General features: G+C 39.8%; 20 protein-coding genes. All 20 read left to right on the top strand.

Features of this window, described 5'->3' with window-relative positions:
* The first annotated feature begins 3 nt into the window (after positions 1-3).
* The 20 genes from C4533_04290 to C4533_04195 all read left to right on the top strand — a co-directional run bounded on the left by C4533_04290 (position 4) and on the right by C4533_04195 (position 22,725).
* Positions 4-1,176, top strand: coding sequence for a tyrosine--tRNA ligase (locus C4533_04290; GenBank protein ID RJP29022.1), 1,173 nt, complete (start codon positions 4-6; stop codon positions 1,174-1,176).
* A gap of 12 nt (positions 1,177-1,188) precedes the next feature.
* Positions 1,189-2,445: a hypothetical protein gene (locus tag C4533_04285; protein ID RJP29021.1), complete on the top strand. Its 1,257-nt coding sequence runs from the start codon at positions 1,189-1,191 to the stop codon at positions 2,443-2,445.
* Complete coding sequence (locus C4533_04280) at positions 2,432-3,226, top strand: glycosyltransferase (GenBank protein ID RJP29020.1); 795 nt, start codon at positions 2,432-2,434, stop codon at positions 3,224-3,226. Before C4533_04285 ends, C4533_04280 begins: the two co-directional genes overlap by 14 nt.
* Positions 3,162-4,127 (top strand): glycosyltransferase, encoded by a 966-nt coding sequence (locus C4533_04275; GenBank protein RJP29019.1) that lies wholly within the window; start codon positions 3,162-3,164, stop codon positions 4,125-4,127. Before C4533_04280 ends, C4533_04275 begins: the two co-directional genes overlap by 65 nt.
* A complete protein-coding gene (locus C4533_04270) occupies positions 4,124-5,632 on the top strand; it encodes a radical SAM protein (protein ID RJP29018.1) in 1,509 nt (502 codons plus the stop codon). Before C4533_04275 ends, C4533_04270 begins: the two co-directional genes overlap by 4 nt.
* Positions 5,632-6,687 carry a hypothetical protein gene (locus C4533_04265; protein ID RJP29017.1) on the top strand — a complete coding sequence of 352 codons (1,056 nt, stop codon included), beginning with the start codon at positions 5,632-5,634 and terminating at the stop codon, positions 6,685-6,687. Before C4533_04270 ends, C4533_04265 begins: the two co-directional genes overlap by 1 nt.
* A 94-nt stretch (positions 6,688-6,781) precedes the next feature.
* Positions 6,782-7,138, top strand: a complete 357-nt coding sequence (locus C4533_04260; protein ID RJP29016.1) for a MarR family EPS-associated transcriptional regulator — start codon at positions 6,782-6,784, stop codon at positions 7,136-7,138.
* A gap of 5 nt (positions 7,139-7,143) precedes the next feature.
* On the top strand, positions 7,144-8,895 hold the full coding sequence (locus C4533_04255) for a hypothetical protein (GenBank protein RJP29015.1): 1,752 nt from the start codon (positions 7,144-7,146) through the stop codon (positions 8,893-8,895).
* An 18-nt stretch (positions 8,896-8,913) separates the two neighbouring features.
* Positions 8,914-10,227, top strand: a complete 1,314-nt coding sequence (gene aepX, locus C4533_04250) for a phosphoenolpyruvate mutase (protein ID RJP29014.1) — start codon at positions 8,914-8,916, stop codon at positions 10,225-10,227.
* Entirely contained in the window at positions 10,221-11,348 is a 1,128-nt protein-coding gene (gene aepY / locus C4533_04245) for a phosphonopyruvate decarboxylase (protein ID RJP29013.1), read from the top strand. Before aepX ends, aepY begins: the two co-directional genes overlap by 7 nt.
* Positions 11,311-12,489 (top strand): iron-containing alcohol dehydrogenase family protein, encoded by a 1,179-nt coding sequence (locus C4533_04240; protein ID RJP29012.1) that lies wholly within the window; start codon positions 11,311-11,313, stop codon positions 12,487-12,489. Before aepY ends, C4533_04240 begins: the two co-directional genes overlap by 38 nt.
* Positions 12,489-13,619, top strand: a complete 1,131-nt coding sequence (locus C4533_04235; GenBank protein ID RJP29011.1) for a hypothetical protein — start codon at positions 12,489-12,491, stop codon at positions 13,617-13,619. Before C4533_04240 ends, C4533_04235 begins: the two co-directional genes overlap by 1 nt.
* Before the next feature lie 5 nt (positions 13,620-13,624).
* Complete coding sequence (locus C4533_04230; GenBank protein RJP29010.1) at positions 13,625-15,106, top strand: hypothetical protein; 1,482 nt, start codon at positions 13,625-13,627, stop codon at positions 15,104-15,106.
* Positions 15,106-17,160 carry a glycosyltransferase gene (locus C4533_04225; protein ID RJP29009.1) on the top strand — a complete coding sequence of 685 codons (2,055 nt, stop codon included), beginning with the start codon at positions 15,106-15,108 and terminating at the stop codon, positions 17,158-17,160. Before C4533_04230 ends, C4533_04225 begins: the two co-directional genes overlap by 1 nt.
* Positions 17,153-18,145, top strand: coding sequence for an SDR family NAD(P)-dependent oxidoreductase (locus C4533_04220; GenBank protein ID RJP29008.1), 993 nt, complete (start codon positions 17,153-17,155; stop codon positions 18,143-18,145). The genes C4533_04225 and C4533_04220 overlap by 8 nt, the downstream gene beginning before the upstream one ends.
* A gap of 19 nt (positions 18,146-18,164) precedes the next feature.
* Positions 18,165-18,872 (top strand): hypothetical protein, encoded by a 708-nt coding sequence (locus C4533_04215; protein RJP29007.1) that lies wholly within the window; start codon positions 18,165-18,167, stop codon positions 18,870-18,872.
* Positions 18,869-19,555, top strand: a complete 687-nt coding sequence (locus C4533_04210; protein RJP29006.1) for a glycosyltransferase family 2 protein — start codon at positions 18,869-18,871, stop codon at positions 19,553-19,555. Before C4533_04215 ends, C4533_04210 begins: the two co-directional genes overlap by 4 nt.
* Positions 19,555-20,400 carry a DUF3473 domain-containing protein gene (locus tag C4533_04205; GenBank protein RJP29005.1) on the top strand — a complete coding sequence of 282 codons (846 nt, stop codon included), beginning with the start codon at positions 19,555-19,557 and terminating at the stop codon, positions 20,398-20,400. The genes C4533_04210 and C4533_04205 overlap by 1 nt, the downstream gene beginning before the upstream one ends.
* A complete protein-coding gene (locus C4533_04200) occupies positions 20,360-21,433 on the top strand; it encodes a GNAT family N-acetyltransferase (GenBank protein ID RJP29004.1) in 1,074 nt (357 codons plus the stop codon). Before C4533_04205 ends, C4533_04200 begins: the two co-directional genes overlap by 41 nt.
* On the top strand, positions 21,430-22,725 hold the full coding sequence (locus C4533_04195) for a hypothetical protein (protein RJP29003.1): 1,296 nt from the start codon (positions 21,430-21,432) through the stop codon (positions 22,723-22,725). The genes C4533_04200 and C4533_04195 overlap by 4 nt, the downstream gene beginning before the upstream one ends.
* Positions 22,726-22,729 lie beyond the last annotated feature (4 nt).

Raw genomic sequence — 22,729 nt, 5'->3', positions numbered from 1 at the left:
AAGATGGTTAAGAGCGTAAACGAGCAGCTAGAAATAATTAAGCGTGGCGCTGTCGAGATAATCTCTGAGCAGGAATTAAGGCTGAAACTTAACAATAGCCTCAAGGATAAGAAGCCGCTTATTATAAAAGCCGGTTTTGACCCTACTGCGCCTGATATGCATCTGGGCCATTGCGTACTTCTAAGGAAATTGCGTAAATTCCAGGAACTTGGGCATAAGGTGGTTTTCTTGATAGGCGATTTTACTGCAATGATAGGAGACCCGACGGGCAGGTCTGAAAAGAGAAAACAGCTTGGCAGCAAAGAAGTAGCCGAGAATGCAAAGACATATAAAAACCAGATCGGTAAGATTCTGGATATGAACAAGGTTGAGATAACCTTTAACAGCAGCTGGTTCAGAAAGATGTCGGTTGCCGACATGCTGAACCTGACTACCCATGCTACAGTATCCCAGATGTTGGCAAGGGCTGATTTCAAGAAAAGATTATCCAGAAATGAGGATATATCTTTGCTGGAGTTTATGTATCCGCTTTTACAGGGGTATGATTCGGTAAAACTTGCTGCAGATATAGAAATTGGAGGCACTGACCAGATCTTTAATCTATTGGTTGGCAGGGATATGCAAAAGGATTATGGCATGCCGCAACAGGTAGTAATGACAATGCCCATTCTGGAGGGCCTTGATGGAGTGCAAAAGATGAGTAAGTCGTTTGCCAACTTTATCGGTATCAATGAGGGTCCTTCTGAGATGTTTGGTAAGATAATGTCACTATCAGATGAGATGATGTCCAAGTACTACGAGCTTCTTACTGACTTTGATATAGCTCAAGCTAAAAATATGCATCCTAAAGAGGCAAAAGAGAACTTAGCGCAGTTAATCGTATCGCAATTCCATGGCGAAAAGGCTGCGAAGTCCGCATGTATTGAATTTAATAAAGTTTTCAGCAATAAGGAAACGCCCGCTGATATGCCTGAATACAAAATATCACAAACCAAGAATGTTTTAGCAGTATTGGTAGAATGCGGCCTGGTTGCAAGCGGAAACGAAGCGCGCAGGCTAATTAAGCAAGGTGCAATATTTTTTAACGGCAAAAAGGTAGAAAGCGATAATTTTGTTATTTCGGGCGAAGGAATATTAAAGATTGGAAGCAGAAGGTTTTTGCGGATAATCTTATAATAAAACCCTGTAATGATAAATAGGATAAAAAGGGCAGATACTTTCAGCAAAAATATACTAATTGTATTTGCCGGGACTTCTTTAGTCAATTTCTTTAATCTGCTTTATCAGCTGCTTATCGCACATAAACTAAGCGCCGCTGAATTTGCCGCTTTTAATTCGTTACTGTCGATTTTCCTGATAATATCTTCACCCATAGGCACCCTCCAGCTTGCGATAGCTAAATTTTCTTCTGAATTTAAAGCGCAAAATGCCAAGGATAAGATCATTGATTTATTCTCAGGTCTGATAAGAAAAACATACTTATTAGCATTTGTAACGCTAATAATTTTTATTTTAGCCTGCCCATTTATAATCAATATTCTTAAAATAGATTCTTTAGCCCCGGGATATATTCTGGCAGCCATTATTTCTCTGGCCTGGTTTGCTCCTGTGGTATACGGCGGGGTGCAGGGTATGGAGTTTTTTAATTGGCTTACTGCCGGTTCAATCTCAGGCAGTCTTATCAAGCTTTTTCTGGGATTTATGCTTATTTCATTAGGTTTTGGCATAAATGGAGCGCTGGGTGCATTTTTTATATCAAGCTTATTTATAATAATCATTTATTATATTCCGCTGCGCAGTTATATCCGTTTATCCCAAGGCAGACATTTTGCAAGCATGGATTATAAGGGCCTATTGATCTTTTTGCTACCGGTGGCAGCAAGCCAATTTTGTTACATGAATTTAATAAGTTCCGACATGGTGCTAGTTAAGCATTATTTTAATCCTGCCGATTCCGGATTATATTCTTTGGCGCAGATGGTAGGCAAGATATTCCTATTTATGCCTGCGGCAATAAGCCTGGTAATGTTCCCTAAAACAAGCGGCCTTAAGGCGATGAACCTCGATACTAAATCAACTCTTAACAAGAGCCTGCGATATGTATTTTTGTTATGCCTTTGCGGGCTAATATTCTATAACATCATGCCTGAGTTTACCCTAAGGATGCTTACGGGAAAAACCTACAGCCAGACTATTGCTCTGGGAAGAATATTCAGCCTTTCGATGACAGCTTATAGCATGGTGTATTTAATGATCTCGTACTTTTTATCGGTCAAGGACCTGCGTTTCATTAAATATCTTATTATTGCAGTTTTATCTCAGAATATTTTAATAATTTTGTTCCATGAGAGCATTTTTCAGGTACAATGGATCGTATGTATAAATTCGGTAATTCTTTTAACAATAATGTTTTTAATTGCTTTCCGTAAAAATGAGAAACATTGACGGTCTGGTATCTATAGTGATGCCGACTTATAACGAAGCAGAGAATATTTTTGCCAGCATTAACGAAACTATTAAAACATTTGATAATTTCGGCTGCAAGTGGGAACTTGTAATCCTTGATGACGGCTCAACCGATAATACATATGATATTTTAAAATCGATAGAAGAAAAGCATAACGGCAGGGTCATTGTCAGGAAAAACCCTTTTAACGTGGGCAAAGGCAGGGCATTGAAGAAAGCTTTTCATTATGTTAACGGCGACTATGTAGTATTTATCGATGCTGATATGGACCTCCATCCGCTTCAGGTCCAGACACTATTTGATATAATGAAACTTGATAATGCAGATATCGTTATTGGTTCAAAATTGCACCCAAATTCCCTGGTAAATTACCCATTTTACCGCAGGATAATAAGTTATATTTACTATCTGATAATAAAGCTTTTGTTCAATTTGCCCTGTCATGATACCCAGACCGGGCTTAAGCTTTTTAAAACACAAGTTTTAAAGGCGGTATTCCCCAGGATACTGGTAAAAAAATTTGCATTTGACCTTGAAGTATTAGCAAACGCAAACCATTTGGGATACAAAATAGCGGAGGCTCCCATTGTCCTGGATTCTAAGCGCCCTTTCGGCAGGATCGGTTTAAAGGCAATGATAACTACTTTTTGGGATACCCTGGCAATATTTTACAGGATGCATATTATAAAATACTATGACCGTATCGATTATTATCGCCGTAAAAACATGGCAAAAGAATTTAAAAGAATGCGTAGATAGTTGCAAGTGCCTGGATTACGCTGACTTTGAGATTTTGATCCTCCCCGATCAGAGCTTTCAGGGTGGCATACCTTTGGATATAGCTGTCCCGGTAAGCATAATACCCACTGGTCCGGTTAACCCCGGACTTAAAAGGGATATGGGTTTAAAGCATGCCAAAGGCCAGATTATCGCGTTCCTGGACGATGACACATATCCGTGCAGAGATTGGCTGAAGAACGCTGTAAGGAATTTTGACAATCCTGATGTTGCTGCGGTCGGCGGACCGGCTGTTACGCCCGATAAGGATAGTTTTATGCAGAGGGCCAGCGGTTTAGTGTATTCTTCAATAGTTGTCAGCGGCAGTTACAAATACAGATATGTGCCTGGAAAAAAGCAGGAAGTAGATGATTTCCCTTCGTGTAATTTATTTGTACGCAAGCAAGTATTATTGGAGTTAGGAGGGTTTAATACCGCCTTTTGGCCGGGAGAAGATACGAAGCTTTGTCTGGACATAATTAAAAGCGGCAGAAAGATCGTTTATGACCCGGAAGTCCTTGTTTGGCATCATCGCAGACCGTTATTCATACCTCATTTAAGGCAGATAGCCAGTTATGCGCTTCACCGGGGTTATTTTGTAAAAAGGTTCCCGGAGAATTCATTAAAACCTGCATATTTCCTGCCATCAATTCTTACTCTTGGGTTAGCAATCGGTGCTATTATTTCAATCTTTAGCATTCATTTCAGGTTTTTATTTTTATCGGGCGCAGCTCTTTATGCCCTTATCGTGCTTGCATTCAGCATTAAAAAACAGGTCCTGATGTCCCCTTGTGTTTTTTTCGGGGTTATTGCTACCCATTTAACCTACGGAGCCTTTTTTTTAAAGGGTCTGTTAGCCAAAAAGCTTAAGGAAGAAAATTGAAAGTAATAATAGCTTATCCGCCATTAATATCAGCGAAAGGATATCCTACCCTGGGTCAAAACAGGCAATTCCAGTATTTCACTGAGCCTACTTATATTTATCCTGTGGTCCCTGCCCAGGCCGCGACTTTACTAAAGAGAAACGGCTATGATGTTTTGTGGCTGGATTCTATTGCTGAGAATATTTCACGGCAAGAATTTATCGAGATTATAAAAAAAGAGAAACCGGACCTGATAGCTTTTGAAACCAAGACCCCGGTAGTAAAGCAGCACTGGAAGATGATTGACGAACTGAGCTCGTTAAGCATAGACGGCAAAAAGGTAAAAACTGTATTATTCGGCGACCATGTAACAGCGCTTCCTGAAGAGTCTATGCTGAATTGTAAGGTAGATTTTATTCTGACGGGAGGAGATTATGATTTCCTTTTGCTTAACTTGTGTAATTTAATCGCAAAGAGCAGCACTTTTTCGTTAAACTCCGGCACGATAACAAAGCTTGAGGCGGGGATTTGGTATAGAGATGATAACCGTATAAGCAATACCGGCAAGTTTAAGCTTGACCACGAATTAGACAACATCCCGTTTATCGACCGGGATTTAACTAAATGGAGAAATTATGCGTTTAAGAACGGAAATTATAAGCTAAAACCCGGGACGTACATAATGTCAGCCAGAGATTGCTGGTGGGGCAAATGCACATTTTGTAGTTGGCCTACCCTTTATCCCAGGTTTAGGAGCCGCAGCGTTAACAGCGTCTTAGATGAGGTCGGGATACTGATAGATAAATACGGCGTGAAAGAAATAATGGATGATTCAGGAAGCCTTCCTACGGGAAGTTGGCTTAGCGACTTTTGTAATGGGGCCAGGCAGAGAGGTTATAATAAAGATGTTTATTTTGATTGCAATATGCGTTTTGGCGCCTTAAATTTTGAGGAATATAAAAGCATGAAGAGCGCGGGTTTCCGCCTGCTTCTATTTGGAATAGAATCAGCAAACCAAAGCACACTTGACCGGATTAATAAAAATTTGAAGGTTGAGGAAATAATAACTTCTTGTAAAGATGCAAGGCGTGCAGGCCTGTATCCACACATCACTATAATGTTCGGCTATCCGTGGGAGACGTACGATGATGCCGTTAAGACTTTAAAATTAGGCAGATGGCTGTTGCTAAAAGGTTATGCTTATACTATGCAGGCAACTATTGTGATCCCTTATCCGGGCTCCATGCTCTTTGATGAATGCAGATCTAACGGTTGGCTGAAGTATTCGGATTGGGATGACTATGATATGACTAAGCCTGTGATGAAAACTTTGATCAGCGACGACAAACTTAAAGAAATGGTTGAATACATGTATAAGATTTCACTTTCTCCGGAATTTATATTCAGGAAACTAATCTCAATCAGGGATCTGGATGATTTAAAATACTATTTTATGGCCGCAAAGAAGGTAATAGGGCATATAGCTGATTTTAAAAGGGGCAAATGCAGCTGCCGGAGCAATTAATGCCGATTTATTCCGTAGATAATAATAACCGTTTGATAATCAAAAAGCCCGGATCCAAAAGGGCCATAACGGTAAACGGCAGATTCAAGGCCGATAAGAATAATAATCTTATATATGAGCTTAATGAACCAAACCGCTGGAGGATAAAGGAGAATCTCCCTTCGAAAATCGAATTTGAAGGCAGATGGAGCCTGGATAAAGACCATAACCTGGTATTTACCGTTACGGGCTCGAAAGAAAACGGCAGGCTTCAGAGGCTTGTTTTAAAAGGCGATATACTCGCCGTCAATGATAACAGTCTGAGATTTGAAATCAAGACTGTAGAGGAAAAGGGCGTTTATTTTAATAATCTCGGCCCGGATAAAACATCGGTACATAAGTTTTATTTGGGCCATTTTTATTTAATGGCCATCACCGGCCTCTGGTGTGCGGACAAAAAGAACCGGCTCACTTTTGAAGTGGCTACAAAAAGGGACAGTAGTATTGTTTTAAAGAATTCCTGGCAGTTGAATGATAACCAGAATATTTCATATAGTTACAATCGAAGGGAGCTTAAGACCAAGAAAAAGTCATATCATGAAATTGCATTTGACGGATTCTGGAGCATTGATGCAACCAACAGGTTAAAATATATACTTGCTGATTCAAGGGATAGCGGTCTTGAATTCAAAGTACAGTTAGAAAGCCCGAATCTTTATCCCAAAGATGGTTGTATTAAATATCGCTTAGGTGCAGGGTTATCTAAGAAGGATAATCAATATAAAATCATATCTATTTATGGGATTTGGAAGCTTTTTAGAAAAACCGGGTTATCGTTTGAGGTTAAATACGGTGATAGCCAGGTTAAGTTAATCCAATTCGGGTCAAATTTTAGACTAGGAGATAACAATGAGATAGTCATTGAGCTGCTTTCCAAAGAGGGCAAATCCTTGGGCATGAAGTTAAATTTAGGCGTAAGGGGGGTTTTCGGCAAAGATAGTAGAGTATTTATTAAGCTGCAGCAGTTAAATTCCAGAGATTTTGTCGTCACTTCAGGCGCCAGTATTAATTTTTAGTCAAATGTAACCGCCTACAGTATAATCTTTTACAAAATATTATTTGAGTTTTTTATTTTATCTGATATATTATATGTTCAAGGTCTGAACATATATGGATAATAATGGTAATAATATAGTCAAATTAGAGCATTCCTTAGGGGTCCTAACGGAAATCGAAGCTAATCCCCAGATCACCCAGCGCTACCTTTCACAAAAGCTGAAGATCAGCCTAGGCAAAGTCAATTTTCTTATCAATGCCTTTGTTGAAAAAGGCTTTATTGAGATTAAGAATTTTAAAAACTCAAAAAATAAAATTGGATATATGTACATGTTGACTCCTGATGGCATAAAGACTAAGGTCAGGCTTACGCAGGAATTTTTTGTCTGGAAGATGGAACAGTACGAGAAATTAAAGAGAGAAATTGAGGCCTTTAATGGTAATGCCGGACACGGCAAAGGCAAGGATTAAAGAGTATGAGCAAAAGCTTTGATGCGCAGAAATTTGAAAGGCAATTTGAGCCGATGGCTCTGCTTAAAGACGCGCTTAAGCTTATACCTACAGGCAGGTCGTCTGTTTCTCAATGTAGGACTCTCGTGATAGCTATTGACGGCATAAGCCTTGATAAAGTGGAAGATATGGTTTCAAAGGGGCTTTTGCCTACTTTTAAGATGTTGATCAATAGCGGGGCAAGCGGAAAAATGAATTCCACTATTCCTCCTGACAGCCTGCCGGCATGGCCAAGCTTTATTACCGGAAAAAATCCTGCTAAACACGGCGTTACCGGTTATTATAGATACGATAAGAATATTTTAAGCCCCGTAGTAGTTAATGCTTCTATGATTGATGAGCCCAGGTACTGGGATATTTTTAGTGATTTCGGTTTGAATTCAGTTGTCATGAATATACCGCTTTCATTTCCTCCTGAGAGGATAAACGGCATAATGATTTCGGATTATTTAAGCCCAAAGGATGAAAACTTCTGTTATCCTGCTTTCCTTTGTGAGCCCTTAAGAAAGGTTGGGTATTTTACGGAACTGGCAGTAACTAAATTTTTTGATTATGATCTTTCAAGGCCAGAACCGTATGTGTATAAGATGAATAAAACCAAGGATACGGCATTATGCATAATGGAGAATTACGATTGGGACATGTTTACGCTTGGTTTCATGAGCCCCGATAAAGCCCACCACATGCTAGGCCTTAACGGAGAGTATATTGACAGCCTTTATATTAAGCTTGATTCAATATTAAGCGAAATCATGGCAGCGGTAGATCTGGCCAAAACCGACCTTTTTATCGTTTCTGACCACGGAGCTGCTAACTATAATAAGGAATTTTTACTGCATAGGTGGCTTTATGAAAATAAGTTGTTAGGCTTAGTGAGTATTAATGAGCAAGTAAGAAACTTTGCTGATAAAGAGCATGATAAGAAGGCTAGCTTATGGCATAAAATCATGAATTTATTATATAAGATTAAAGTTTCTTTTAACCTTCCTTCAGTGCCTTTTTTCAGGTTTTCTAAAGATATTATCGATGACAATTTAACTAATCCTTGTCCTTTTGACTGGCTTAAGACCAAGGCTTACAGTCTGCTTCCTCCGACAAGCAATTATTTGCCCGTAACGATTAATACCAGAGGCCAGCGGCCGTTTGGTATTATTAACCAAGGCAGGGAATATGAGTTATTCAGGCAGGAGTTAATAAAATTACTGAGTGAAATCACCGATCCGGATACAGGTGAAAAAATTGTTGAAAGGGTTTATTTAAGAGAAGAGGTGTTTTCAGGCCGGTTTCTAAATGAGATGCCCGATATAATCGCGAAGCTAAAAAATGAATATATAGGATTCAGCGGGTTTAGTGACAGGACGAAAATCATATCGGGAAAACATGTAAGAAAATTCAAAGAGCCGGTTTTAGACCATAGTATCGAAGCATTGTTTATATTTTGCGGCCCAAAGGCAAATAAAAATTCAAGGGTCATTGGTTTAGATATAGTAGATATATTTGCCAATGTATTATATTCAAGGTCACTGCCGATACCAGAAGACCTGGATGGAAAAGTAAATAAAGAGATTTTTAATGATAGTTTTTTAAGTCTGCAAGAGCCAAGATTCAAGGATTATTCTCATTGCCGCGTTAAAAGGCAGGAATATATAAGTAAAAATAATAAGAAGGATATAGAAGCAGTGAGCCAAGAACTGAAAAAACTTGGCTACATAAAATAGATACAAGGAGACAAAAATATGTCGAAAAAAGTATATGTGGCAATGAGCGCTGACTTAGTCCATCCCGGGCACCTGAATATCATTAATGAAGCAAAAAAACTCGGGGAGGTGACAGTTGGGCTTCTTACTGATAGCGCTATAGCAAGCTACAAGAGGATCCCTTTTCTGTCTTTTGAGCAGAGAAAAATAATCATAGAGAATATAAAAGGTGTCTCCATGGTGGTGCCTCAGGATACGCTGGATTATGTCCGGAACCTTGAAGAGTTGCGCCCCGATTATGTCGTGCACGGTGATGACTGGAGGGAGGGTGTACAGGCAAAGGTCAGGGATAGGGTGATTGAAACGTTAAAAAAATGGGGCGGCAGGCTGGTTGAAATCCCATATACTGCAGGCATATCCTCAACCCTGCTGCATGAAAAGTTGCGTTCAATAGGCACTACTCCTCAGGTAAGGATCAGGCAGCTTCGAAGGATGTTCCAGGCAAAAGGCTTTGTCAGGGTGCTTGAAGCCCATAATGGTATTACCGGATTGATAGTAGAGAATGCGCGGTTTTCTAATGGGCAGGTAAACAAAGAGTTTGATGCCATCTGGCTCAGCAGCCTTACTGATTCTACTGCAAAGGGCAAGCCAGATATAGAGTGTGTTGATTTGACCTCGCGGTCGATATCCTTAAATGAGATATTAGAAGTTACCACCAAGCCAATAATATTTGATGGGGATACCGGCGGTATAACTGATCATTTTATTTTTGAAGTCAAGACACTTGAGAGGCTGGGGGTTTCAGCGGTAATAATCGAAGATAAGATAGGGCTTAAGAAAAATTCTCTTTTTGGCGCGGAAGCAAATCAGACACAGGATAGTATAGAAAATTTTTGTCATAAGATCAGTATGGGCAAGAAATCCCAGGTTACTGATGATTTTATGATTATAGCCAGGGTAGAAAGCCTTATCTTAAATAAGGGTATGGATGACGCTGTCAGCAGGGCAAAGGCTTATATCGGTGCCGGTGCAGATGGGGTCATGATCCACACCAGGCAAAATACCCCGGAGGAAATATTTAATTTTTGCAAGGAATATGCCGAATTTGACAAAAAGGTGCCTTTAGTTGTCGCACCCTCTACTTGCAGCCAAGTCCATGAAAATGAGCTCATAAAAAACGGCGTGAATATGGTTATTTATGCAAACCAGTTGCTGCGCGCCGCTTATCCTGCTATGGAAAAGGTCGCCATAGAGATCCTCAAGAACGAAAGGGCGTATGATTGTGAGAATTTGTGTATGCCGATAAAAGAAATAATCAGCTTAATAAATTGGGAGAAGGATAATACATGCTGAAACCAAGGGATTTCTTTAAACTGGTTACGCGAAAAAAAATAAGCTTTTTTTCCGGAGTTCCGGATTCTCTTTTAAAGGATTTTTGTGCATTTATTGAGGATACGGTCGGCAGGAAAAAACATATTATCGCAGCTAATGAGGGCAATGCGATAGCTTTAGCTGCAGGGAATTTCTTAGCTACCGCCAGGCCGGGGCTCGTATATATGCAGAATTCAGGGTTGGGTAACAGCGTTAACCCACTTTTATCTCTGGCTGATCCTGAAGTTTATGGAATACCGATGCTGTTGTTGATCGGCTGGCGCGGGGAGCCGCAGGTTAAAGATGAGCCTCAGCATCTAAAACAGGGTAAAGTCACTTTAGGGATGTTGAAGGCGCTGGGTGTTCCTTACAGGATCCTGCCGGGGGATCTTGCCGGAGCTGATAAAATTGTCAAAGAACTCTACGGGATTATGATTAAGCGCAGCTGTCCTGTAGCAATTATAGTGAAAAAGGGAACCTTTGAGCCCTATATAAAGAGAGCGTCAAAAACACCAAAGAGCGACCTTTCATTTATGAGCCGCGAAGAAGCAATAAAAACCATAATCAGCAATATCAGTGACCGGAGTATTGTTGTTTCTTCAACAGGCTATATCTCCAGGGAGTTGTTTGAGGTTCGCCAGTCACTTGAGCTTTCGCATAACCTGGATTTTATGACAGTTGGTTCCATGGGGCATGCTTCTCAGGTTGCATTAGGAGTTGCGTTAGAGAGCAGGAAATCGATCTACTGCCTTGATGGAGACGGGGCTCTTATTATGCACATGGGCGGCATGGCAATAATCGGCTCAACTTCCCCTGCTAATTTTGTGCATATCGTTTTAAATAATGGCTGTCACGACTCTGTAGGAGGGCAAGCTACAGCCGCGCTCAATATTGATATTGTTTCTATTGCCCTTGCCTGCAGATATAGGAAAGCATGCAGGGTTTATTCTGTCAGCCAGCTGATAAAATCTTTGAATGATACAAAACAGCATGGGCCGTGTTTAATAGAAGTTATCGTAAAAAAGGGCTCAAGGCCCGGATTAGGGCGGCCAACAACCTCGTTATATGAAATTAAGAAAAAGTTTATGGAATCCATTAAATAAAATGAAGAAATATAAAGAATTTTTTGGTTTTGGCAGTTTGAAAAAACTGGATAAACTTTTGGATAAGTATCACCCTAAGAAAATACTTTTATTTTCAGGAAAAAGTTCGTTCGGAAAAAGCGGTGCAAAATTCGTCTTAACCAAAACTCTTAAACATTACCGAGTCAGCAGATTCTCTGATTTTAGCGATAACCCCAAATTATCTGATATTAAGAAAGGTATCAGGGCGCATAGAAAATTCTTGCCGGACCTATCTATTGCTGTTGGTGGAGGCAGCGTTATTGATCTGGCAAAATTAGTCAATTTCTTCTCTCCCCAAAGTAGAAGCATAGACTACTATGTTAAATCAAAGGAAAACACATACAGTAAACCGAAACCCCTGATAGCCATACCTACGACTTCCGGTTCCGGCAGCGAGGCAACGCACTTTGCGGTATTCTACCGTAACAAAGTAAAGTATTCTGTTTCTAACAAATATTTATTGCCTGAAGCAGCTATTATTGACCCGCAGCTGAGCACATCTATGGATGAATATCTGACTGCCTGTACGGGAATGGATGCTTTCTGCCAGGCAGTAGAGTCCTATTGGAGCGTTGCTTCAAACAGGGCTTCTAAAAAATTAGCCAAACGCGCGATTAACCTGGTGTTAAATAATATTGTTAGGGCTGTTAAATCACCATCCCGTTCAAGCCGCAAGGCTATGTCTCTGGCGGCGCATTTGGCGGGGAAAGCCATCAATATCACTAAAACAACCGTTTCACATGCCTTATCTTATCCCTTAACTTCATATTTTGGCATACCACATGGCCATGCTGTTGCCTTAACTATCGGAGAGGCGCTTATTTTTAATTCCAGGATAACAGATCCGGATTCGGCTGATACAAGAGGAAGCAGCTTTGTGAAGAAAAGCCTGCAAGAGTTATATTCTTTAATGGGTTGCCGTGATGCCCATAGCTGCAGAGATAAAATATACTATTTGATGAGAGAGATAAATCTTGAAACAAGCCTTTCAAAACTCGGCGTAAAGACAAAAAGGCAGTTGATGGTTATTTCCAGGAACGCTAATTTAGAAAGATTAGCGAATAATCCCAGGCGTATTTCGCCGGGTGGCATAATGAATATCCTGAGGAACATACATTGATGAAAAATAAGCCCAATATAATCTTTCTGATGATTGACCAGCTTAGAGCAGACAGGCTGGATTCTTTCCAGATTTTTCAGGATTTAAAACAGGAAGGTGTTTTTTTTCCAAACATGGTTACATATGCACCATACACAGTTGCCTCTGTACATGCGATTTTAACCGGGATGTATGGCTGCCGCAACGGTGTAGATTCCTATTACGGCAATCTTGATTTTGATGCTGATAATTGCATGACGCTGCAGCAGTATCTTTTGGGCCAAGGGTATTATACAAAGGCAGATGTCTTGTCGAAAATTATACTTCCTGCTCAGGGTTTCTCGGAAATAACAGTGCATGATGAATATAAAGATAACCTTGCGTTAAGGCATAAGGATATGATAAAAGAGGCAGGCACAAGAGCCCCATTTTTTCTGTTCTTCCAATACAGCAATATCCATACAGGGATTATCAGTCAGGTCGTAAATAAATTTACTGATGATGATAAAGAATATTTTCACCAAACAGATAGGAACCTGGAGCGTTATGATGGTTTTGTCGCGCAGGCTGGAAGGTATCTGCGTGAAATAATTGATTTGATTTCTAATGATAATGCCCTCAGAGATACTTTAATAGTGGTATTGACTGACCATGGCTGTTCTTTGGGCGAGAAGCCGGGTGAAAAATGCTATGGCGTATTTGTATATGATTATACAGTAATGACATTCGCATATTTTATATACAATTCCTTACTTCCGAAGGCCAGGCAGGTCAATGCGCTGGTCAGGACTATTGATATAATGCCTTCCTTAATGGCCATGCTCGGGATTGAACAGAAAGAGGGTTTTAAAAAAATGCAGGGAGAATCTTTTTATGACGGCATAGAGGAGAATAGGGTCATTGACAGAGAGGCTTATATAGAGACTGCGCCATTAAGCGGTCCGCACCCTTCTCCGAATAAGCCAAATATTTGTGCTTATAGGACAAAAGACTGGAAACTCATATATAACGAAGCAACGGCAAAAAGAGAACTATATGATTTGGGTAGTGACCCGCAGGAAAACAGGAATTTAAGCGGTAAATCGATGAAGGTAGAAGAAGAGCTTTTGAACAAAATGTCAATTGTATCCGGAAGGATAAAAATCAACTGATAAATATGCCCCAGGCAAGGCGTTTGTTTTATAATTATGGTTTTTTATCTATGGCTCAGCTGTTTCTTTTTGCTGGCGGGATAATTTCCGTAAGCATATTAGCCAGGATTCTGGGGCCGTATGATTACGGTAGGTATAATCTTTTTCTGTTCTCTGCGCAGATATTAAGCATGTTTGCTTCTACTTGGGTTTTGAATCCGGCTGCGGCAAAGTTTGCAAGCGAAGAATTTCTTAAAACTAAGTCTATCGGGAAGACTTTTTATTCTGAATTAACGATAGTCTTTGTAAATACCATAATAGTCGGTTTAGTGTTATTTTTATTAAGAAGTAAGATCAGCAGTTTTTTAAGCATAGATAGCCATTTCGTAACAATTTTAATTTTTATTTACATCGTATTTTTTGCAATATTTAATCTTTTTTACTTTTGTTTTCAGGGTAGCCTTCAGTTCAAAGTTTTCGGATTAATGCCTCTGGTAAGAAGCCTTGTTTTTATCATTTTGCTGTTTTTGGCAATTTCCTTTAAGAGTTTCGGATTTAACCTTGCGGTCAGCTGTCTTTCTTTATCTTATATTATCGCGATCCTTATATTTTGGCCGAGGATTAAAGGGATATGCCATTTTGGCATCGATACAAAGATGATCCGTGATATCTTAAGTTTTTCCTGGCCGGTAATATTTTTTGTTGTGGGGAATTTTTCGCTGGATTGGGTGGATAAATATATGCTGAAAGTACTTATTTCTACTTACGCAGTAGGGATTTATTCTGCAGCCTGGACATTAACATCAAATTTAGTAATGCTCCCGCAACTCTTGTATACCCTGATAATGCCGATTATAACTTCATATAAGATACAGGATAGGAATGAACACGTAAAATTTTATCTCAATAAATTTGTGCCTCAATGTGCTTTATTTTTTTCATTCTTAGTAACCCTCGGGATAGTATTTGCCAGTGTTTTCATGCCTATGTTATACGGAAGCAAATACGCCGAATCAATTAATATATTCATTATACTGGCCTTAGGCAGTTTGTTTATGGGCATTAAATATTTTTATAATCCTGTTTCAACGGTCTTTAATTTTATCCGCCTCACAGGAAGCATAAATTTAATCACCGCGGTTATTTGTATTTTGCTTAATTTCGTATTTATTTCGGCATTCGGGATAACTGGGGCGGCAGTTGCCACAGCCGCAAGCAGCTTTTTAGCATGCGCAGCGGTTATGTTCATTATAAACAAGCAGTTTGGAATAGTAAATTTTCGGGCTTTATTCTGCAGTATGCCGGCAATAATCGTATCTATTTTGTGCTTATTTAATAGGGGATTGTTAATAAACCTAATTTCTTCGTTCCTGGTCTTTAGCCTTGTGTATTTGTTAGTAAAGAGGCTGAAAATATTCTCTAAGGCTGATATCGTCTATATCGAAAAAATTGATATGCCTCCCTGGGCAAAGAGGCAGGTTTTAAGATTCTACGGGAGTTTTAATTGATGAATTGTATAATCTGCGGGTCCGTAAGATACAAAAAAACAATCTATGGAGGGTATCTTTTCAAGGGAAAAGAGTATTTTTTGGTCCGTTGCGTTGATTGCGGTTTTATTTATCTCGATCCTATGCCATCGAAAGATGTCCTGGAAGGCATATATACCGGCGATTCCTATTTTAATGAATACTATATTCCTGGGGCAGATAAATTGGGCTGCTTGCAGGATGATGATTTAGCCAGCCCCCACCATTTAAAGGCAATCTCTGCAATGAAAAAATTTGTGAGTTCCGGAGACCTGCTTGATGTCGGGTGCGCAGCCGGTGCTTTCTGCTTACAGGCGCAAAGAGCAGGATTTAATGTCTATGGGTTGGAACCAAATAAAAAGATGTCTGAACATGCAAGCAGCAGGCTCAAGGCAGAGATAAAGAATGGCGAGTTTTGTAAAGGTATATATCCTGGTAATCGGTTTGACGTAATCAATATGGCAGATGTATTGGAGCATGTTCCCTCTCCGGCCGAAAGCTTAGAGCTTGCCGGTAATTTGCTTAGGGATAGCGGTATCCTGGTCCTGGAACAGCCATTGACTTATAACCGTTCGCTTTTTAATATTTTTCTGAGATTCAATATGTTATTTAAGAAAGAAAGGCTTTCTGATAGCCCTCCTACGCACTTATGGGAATTCAGACCGGAAACCTTAAGGGCTATTCTTAAAACAACCGGTTTTGAGGTTATTTATGAGGAAGTATATGAAAATAGAGCCAAGCCAGATTTTGTCTATAAAAAGTTGTCTTTTAAGAATAGGCTATCTATAGGAATAAAGAATATCTCTTCATTCATCTCAGGGTGTACTCTTTTAAGATGGCTCAAGTGCGGAGACAGGGCTGTTGTCGTTTGCAGGAAAATTAAGCCAAGAGTACTTTTTGTGCATCCCACACTAGGGATAGGCGGGGCGGAAAAAAACAGGCTGAATATTTTGAAAATGTTTGACAGCTCAGGATTGGAAATTTCAATTTGTTGCATTAAAGAAAAGGGCGACCTCGCAGAGGAGTTTATTAAGCTCGGGTTTAAGGTAGATTGTCTTAATAAAAGCGACAGGTCTTTAAACTTATTTACTACGTTTGCTTTGCTGCGTTATTTAAAACGCGGAAGTTTCTCAATCGTACATTCTTGCCTGACAAATACTAATTTGCATACAAGGCTGGCAGCTTGGTTTTGCAGGGTACCGGTTATAATCGCCGAAGAACAAAGCGAATATGAAAGGTATAACAGGCGATTGGAATGGTTGTTAAAACCTGTTAACAGGTGGCTGGCACGTTCAACAGACAGGATTATAGCCTGTTCTGGCAGGACAGCTTTATCAATAAGCAGCCAGGACCGGATTCCTTTTGAAAAGTTTCTTGTAATCCATAATGTAATCGATACAACAGAATTTTCTCCCGTTAAGAGTAAATATCAATTGTTGGAGGAATTGGGCTTGAGCCGGGAAGATATTATTGTGGGCTATGTTGCGTCACTAGCCAGGAGAAAGGGCCATATTTATTTAATTGATGCTGTCTTTAACTTGTTAAACTGGGAGCCGAGGCTAAAGTTAGTCCTGGTAGGTGATGGGCCGCTAAGAAATGAGTTAGAAGAGTCAGTTTCAGAAAGAAGGATTACCGATAGGGTATTATTTACCGGCAAAAGAAGGGACATTGCTGATTTATTGCCTTTATTCTCTGTTTTTGTCTCTCCTGCGTTGAATGAGGCATTTGGTATTGTCTTGATCGAGGCGATGTATATGGGTGTTGCCTGTGTTGCGACCCGTGTAGGCGGCGTGCCGGAAGTTATACAGGATAGAGAGAGCGGCATATTAGTTAATCCCGCTGATTCCAAAGCATTGGCAGATGCAATTAAAGAGCTGCTTCTTGATCCGGGACGCGCATCCTTGTATGCAGATGCTGCCAGAAAACGAGTGATAGAAAATTTTACAGCAGATAGGTATGCTCAGAAATTATCAGAATTATATAAAGAGCTTTTGGGAGCAAAACTGAAATCGAAAAGGAGCAAGCAAAATGTTTAAATGGAAAGATAAAAAGGTTTTAGTTACCGGAGCAGGCGGTTTTATAGGAAGCCATCTGACAGAGAGGCTGCTTTCTTTAGGCGCGTTTGTCCGGGCTTTTGTCGAATATAACCCGCATGGCGACGCAGGCCACATTAATCATCTATTGGTAAATAAAAGCAAGCGGCTTGAAATTTTCTATGGAGATATCAAGGAAATGGAAACCGTCAGGAAGGCTGTAGATCATAATGAAGTAATATTTAACCTGGCAGCCCTGGTGGGCATCCCTTATTCATACGAGCACCCCCAGGAAGTAGTCGATACTAATACGTTGGGTACCCTTAATATACTGATTGCAGCAAGAGAGAATAAAATCTGTAAGATTGTGCAGACTTCTACAAGTGAGGTTTATGGCACTGCGCTTTATGTGCCGATCGATGAAAAGCATCCCCTGCAGGCCCAATCGCCGTATTCTGCGAGTAAAATTGCAGCCGATGCCCTGGCTCTAAGTTTTTACTGTTCCTACGGCCTGCCCGTATCTATTATACGGCCATTTAATTGTTTTGGCCCAAGGCAGTCATTAAGGGCGGTAATCCCTACAATAATAGCACAGGCTTTAAAGAATAGGGTCATTTGCCTGGGGAATATCGCGCCGAAAAGAGATTTTACATATGTAGCTGATACTGTCAGCGGGTTTATCAGGGTGGCTGAGTCGCCAAAAAGCACAGGAGAGATTATCAATATTGGCACATCTAGAAGCGTTTCTATCGGCCAGCTTGCAAAAATCATAGCCGGTTTAATAGGAAAAGATGTAGATATCAGGCATGAAAAAATGCGCATAAGGCCAAAGAAAAGCGAGGTTATGTGCTTATGCGCAGATAATAAAAAAGCAAGGAAGCTTCTTGGCTGGCGGCCTCAAATCAGCCTCGAGGAAGGGTTAAGGCTTACAATTGAATATGTTGCTTCGCACCAGCATCAGTATAACCGTAAAGGTTATGCTATATAACTATTGATCGGAGGTTGAAATGAAAGCGATAATATTAGCCGGAGGACAGGGTACCAGGTTACGGCCGCTTACTTTTGCTATCCCGAAGCCGCTTATACCTGTTGGTGAAAAACCAATCCTGGAGGTAATAATCAACCGTCTGAAGAAACACGGTTTTAAGCATTTTATATTGTCAGTCGGCTATAAAGCTGAGCTTATACGGACATACTTTCAACACGGCAGAAAATTCGGTATCAAGATTGATTACATACATGAAGAAGAGCCGTTAGGCACCGCCGGTTCTCTAAAATTGATTGCCGATAAATTTGCGTTTACGGATAAAGAATCATTTTTATTGATGAATGGAGATATCCTGACCAGGCTTGACTTTGAAAAAATGATTGATTTTCATAACCGCAGGAAATCAGATTTGAGCGTCGGGACAAAAAAGATATCCCAAAGGCTTGCTTTTGGAGTAATGGATATCAAAAACGGCCGCATAAAGGGCATTATAGAGAAACCGGTTGAACACCATTCTATAAGTTCAGGTATATATATAATCAAGTCTTCCTGTTTGAATTATATACCCAAGAATAAGTTTTTTACGATGCCGATGCTGATAGATATTGTTATTAAAGAAGGAAAACGCGTATTGCCGTATTTTATAAAAGAGGATTGGATGGCAATAGAGCAGCTTCAGCATATTGAAGAGATCAACGATAACCTAAAGAAGTGGATCAGGGAATGAAGAGCGTATCGATTATAATACCAGTTTATAATGAAAAGCGCACTATCCGTGAGATCATAAAACGGATAGATGATGTAGATATCGGGCTTGAAAAAGAGATAATCGTAGTTGACGGCTGTTCGACTGACGGGACAAAAGAGATTTTGCAGAATCTCGGAAGAAAAGATATAAAAGTAATACACGAAGAGAAAAGGAAGGGTAAAGGCGCAGCAATACGGCTGGGGTTTAAAGAGGCAAGCGGTGATATTTTCCTGATCCAGGATGCAGATCTGGAAGTCCTGCCGGCAGAATACCCGTACTTATTAAATCCGATAATTGCAGGCCATAAAAAAGTCGTATTTGGCTCCAGATTTCTAAGGGGCAGGGGAATGACCCGGTTTGGCAGTTACATCGGAAACCAGCTTATAACCTGGGCAGTGAACATTCTGTTCCTGGTCCGGCTTTCGGATATAGCTACGTGCCATAAAGTCTTCACAAAAGAGGTCGCAAAGAAATTACATTTAAAATCCAATGGTTTCGAGATTGAAGCAGAAATCACGACAAGGCTTATTAAAAACGGACAAAATATTTATGAGATCCCGATAGATTATGTTCCCAGGACTCACCGGGAAGGAAAGAAGCTGCACTGGCGTATAGGTTTTAAGGTGCTTTTGGCAATAATTAAATTCAGGCTTAGTTTTTGATGATTAAGAATATTTTGACTATAGATGTTGAAAGTTTCCTGCATTCCAGATATGGCAGGGATAAACTGGTTGACGAAACTGCGGGCCTTGAAGAAGTATCGCGTTCAATTGATATGTTTCTCGGTCTTTTGAAAAGATATAATCATAAGGCAACTTTTTTTGTTCTAGGTGTTATTGCTGAGCGCCTGCCGCAGGCAGTAAAAAATATTGTAAATAGCGGCCATGAAATTGCAAGCCATGGTTATCAGCATAGGCCAATTTTTACATTAAAGCCAGAACAGTTTAAGGATGATTTAATGAGATCAAAAAATGCTTTAGAAAGGATTACCGGTACTCAGATTATTGGTTTTCGCGCTCCGTACTGGTCGATTACAAAGAAATCACTTTGGGCTATTGATTTAATAAAAGAATGCGGGTTTTCATACGATTCCAGTATTTCACCGGCTGTAAACTTCTTATACGGAATAGAAGGGGCTCAGAGGAGGATATATAAGCATGATTCCGGGTTATGGGAGATCCCGCCGACTACTATAAAATTATTCGGGAAAAACATTATTGTCGGAGGAGGTTTTTACCTTAGGGCTTTGCCTTATTTTGTTACCAGGTATGTATTTAAAAGGTTAAACAAAAAGAAATCTTCTGCCATGGCTTATTTTCATCCTCATGAGGTATTAAATACTAAGTCTGACATGGACCTGCCTTTAGCAGAAGATTTTATACTTAATTTTAATAAAGATTCTGTTGCACAAAAACTGATTAAATTGCTTGGAGATTTTGAGTTTGATTCTGTAAAAAATGTATTAAATGACGAATATGGATATCAAAAGCCAGGGTACCATAAATAAGACTGAATGGAATAATCTTGTATTATCAAGCCGGCAGGCCAGGTTTTACCAGATGGCCGAGTATCAGGAGGTAATAAGGGAGGTCTTTGGATATAAGCCTTATTACCTTATTTTAAGCGAAAATAACGAAGCCTTCGGCGTCCTGCCCCTTTATGTAGTAAAGACACTATTTTATAGGAAGCTGGAATCAGTCCCGTTCGCTGAATATGGAGGTATTATTTCTAACCGTCCGCAGAGTATAGAATTCCCAAAGCTGATAGAATATGTAAGAGTTTTAATGGCTGATAATAAGTTAGATTACCTCCAGGTAAATGGCGGCCTGGGTATTGAAGAGGGTTATATGCAGGATAATTTCTTAAAGCTTAATTTTTATAATTATGCTGAGCTTGATTTAAGCGCAGGCGAATCCGGGCTATGGGAGGCATTTGATTATCAGGTAAAGAAGGCTGTGAATAAGGCTCTGCGGGAGAAATTAGAATGTTTTCAGGAAGCCAGCTACGGCTCGGTTAAGAAGTTTTTTTATCCGTTGTATTTAAAGTCTCATCACAGGCTTCTTTCCCCGCCGCTAAGTATTAAATATTTTTATACCTGCCTGAAATATTTTAATGACAAAATGAAGATATTCTTTGTCAGGGACGGTAAAAAGGTAATTGCGGCACTTTTGGGGTTTGCCTGCGGTGATAGAGTTTATATTCAATATATAGCTTCGGATGAGAAAGCGCACCACAAAAGGGCGGTAGATCTCGTCCATTGGGAATTTATCAAATGGGCAGTAAATAACAGTATACAATATTTTGATTTTGGCCCGGCAAGGTATGAGGGCCAGTTAAACTATAAGTTGAAATGGGCAGTAAAGTTAAGGCAATATAATTATTATTATTTATTTAAAGATAATAGGCAAAAACAAGCTTTGCCTGAACCACTGACACCTGATTCCGGGAATTTACAATTTATTAAAAAAATCTGGGGCCTGCAGCCTGTTTTTGTCCAGCGTTTGTTAGGCCCCCGGGTAAGATATAATCTGGCGAAATGACAATCATTTTAATAATTATTGCGGCTTTTTTTATACGTTTAATACCATATTTGTGGCTGCCGGTTAACCTTAGCGGGGATGCCTTGGTTTATAATGATCTGGCATTAGACATCGTGCGATGGGGAATATTAACGCCGGAAATGCTTGCCCAATTTCCGTTAAAAGACCACCCGGTTTATCCTGCATTTCTGGCGGCTATATATTCATTATTTGGACAGAATATTCCGGCAATAATCTTAATTCAGTCTTTGCTTGGTGCTCTACTTTGTTTAGTTGTGTATAAGACCTCATTAGAGTATTTTAATAAGCGAATATCATTAATTTCGGCTATAATCGTATGCTTATACCCGGTATTTATCCGGCTGCCAAGCCTGCTGCTTTCAGAAAATATTTTTGTATTCTTATTTACACTAACGCTGTATTTTGCAATTAAATATGTTAAGAACCACAGAATGATCTTTCTTTCTTTAAGCAGTTTATTTCTGGGGATGAGCGTATTGACCCGTTCCGTTGTTATACTTTTTGCTCCGTCATTGTCTTTGTTGTTTTTTCTCTCAGCAAGGAAACACCTGGGGCTAGCGAAAAATTTTTTCAGGCAGATAGTTTTTTTTATTCTTTTTGCTTGCGTAATAATACCGTGGAGTATGAGAAACTATTATGTTTCCGGAGGCCAGGTAATACCGGTTACAGAAGCCCCGGATAGAGGGCTTTATAATTCATTCTGCCCTTACCAGGGGAAAATATTTGGTATCAGGCCTGACAATGATCCGGTAATGATAGAGGCCAGGTCTATAAGCTCATTCAAAGAGAGGCGGAGTTTCTTCTTCCGTAAAACCGTGGATTTCGTAAGGAATAATCCTTATAAGACATTAAAACTCGAGATTCTTAAGGTTCTATACTTGTGGTCTCCCTTGGATTGGGAAATACTAGGCAATGGAATAGCTGTTTATAATTTCGGGTTTGCATTTCTTGCTCCATTTTTCTTTTATGGGATAATGCTGATATTCAGGAAACTCAGTTACAGCTATCTGACGCTGTTAATGCCTGTCCTTTATTTTCAAATCATACACTTGGTTTATTTTGCATTGCCGAGGTTCAGAATCGGTTTTGAGCCGTCTTTAATAATTGTATCCGCATTCGGCCTAAACAATGTTTTTTCAAAGGTTCTCAACAAAAAGAAGGCAGCAATATGGATAAGCATTTATTTTCTCTTTAATTTTGCGCTTTTTCATTATAGCAGCCAGGCAAAATTAATCTTTAGGCAGGTTTGTATCTGGCTGAAGCTGTGGTAGAGAA

It is taken from the genome of Candidatus Omnitrophota bacterium (assembly GCA_003598025.1).
Taxonomy (GTDB): Bacteria; Omnitrophota; Gorgyraeia; order Gygaellales; family Profunditerraquicolaceae; genus Profunditerraquicola.
Note: the sequence above shows the minus strand (reverse complement) of the source record. Positions and strands in the feature narration are given on the sequence as shown.

Excerpts from the sequence above, each read along its gene's own strand:
- C4533_04290 (RJP29022.1), top strand. The coding sequence starts at position 4 with ATGGTTAAGAGCGTAAACGAGCAGCTAGAAATAATTAAGCGTGGCGCT.
- C4533_04285 (RJP29021.1), top strand. The coding sequence starts at position 1,189 with ATGATAAATAGGATAAAAAGGGCAGATACTTTCAGCAAAAATATACTA.
- C4533_04280 (RJP29020.1), top strand. The coding sequence starts at position 2,432 with ATGAGAAACATTGACGGTCTGGTATCTATAGTGATGCCGACTTATAAC.
- C4533_04275 (RJP29019.1), top strand. The coding sequence starts at position 3,162 with ATGACCGTATCGATTATTATCGCCGTAAAAACATGGCAAAAGAATTTA.
- C4533_04265 (RJP29017.1), top strand. The coding sequence starts at position 5,632 with ATGCCGATTTATTCCGTAGATAATAATAACCGTTTGATAATCAAAAAG.
- C4533_04260 (RJP29016.1), top strand. The coding sequence starts at position 6,782 with ATGGATAATAATGGTAATAATATAGTCAAATTAGAGCATTCCTTAGGG.
- C4533_04255 (RJP29015.1), top strand. The coding sequence starts at position 7,144 with ATGAGCAAAAGCTTTGATGCGCAGAAATTTGAAAGGCAATTTGAGCCG.
- aepX (RJP29014.1), top strand. The coding sequence starts at position 8,914 with ATGTCGAAAAAAGTATATGTGGCAATGAGCGCTGACTTAGTCCATCCC.
- aepY (RJP29013.1), top strand. The coding sequence starts at position 10,221 with ATGCTGAAACCAAGGGATTTCTTTAAACTGGTTACGCGAAAAAAAATA.
- C4533_04240 (RJP29012.1), top strand. The coding sequence starts at position 11,311 with ATGAAATTAAGAAAAAGTTTATGGAATCCATTAAATAAAATGAAGAAA.
- C4533_04235 (RJP29011.1), top strand. The coding sequence starts at position 12,489 with ATGAAAAATAAGCCCAATATAATCTTTCTGATGATTGACCAGCTTAGA.
- C4533_04230 (RJP29010.1), top strand. The coding sequence starts at position 13,625 with ATGCCCCAGGCAAGGCGTTTGTTTTATAATTATGGTTTTTTATCTATG.
- C4533_04225 (RJP29009.1), top strand. The coding sequence starts at position 15,106 with ATGAATTGTATAATCTGCGGGTCCGTAAGATACAAAAAAACAATCTAT.
- C4533_04220 (RJP29008.1), top strand. The coding sequence starts at position 17,153 with ATGTTTAAATGGAAAGATAAAAAGGTTTTAGTTACCGGAGCAGGCGGT.
- C4533_04215 (RJP29007.1), top strand. The coding sequence starts at position 18,165 with ATGAAAGCGATAATATTAGCCGGAGGACAGGGTACCAGGTTACGGCCG.
- C4533_04210 (RJP29006.1), top strand. The coding sequence starts at position 18,869 with ATGAAGAGCGTATCGATTATAATACCAGTTTATAATGAAAAGCGCACT.
- C4533_04205 (RJP29005.1), top strand. The coding sequence starts at position 19,555 with ATGATTAAGAATATTTTGACTATAGATGTTGAAAGTTTCCTGCATTCC.
- C4533_04200 (RJP29004.1), top strand. The coding sequence starts at position 20,360 with ATGACGAATATGGATATCAAAAGCCAGGGTACCATAAATAAGACTGAA.
- C4533_04195 (RJP29003.1), top strand. The coding sequence starts at position 21,430 with ATGACAATCATTTTAATAATTATTGCGGCTTTTTTTATACGTTTAATA.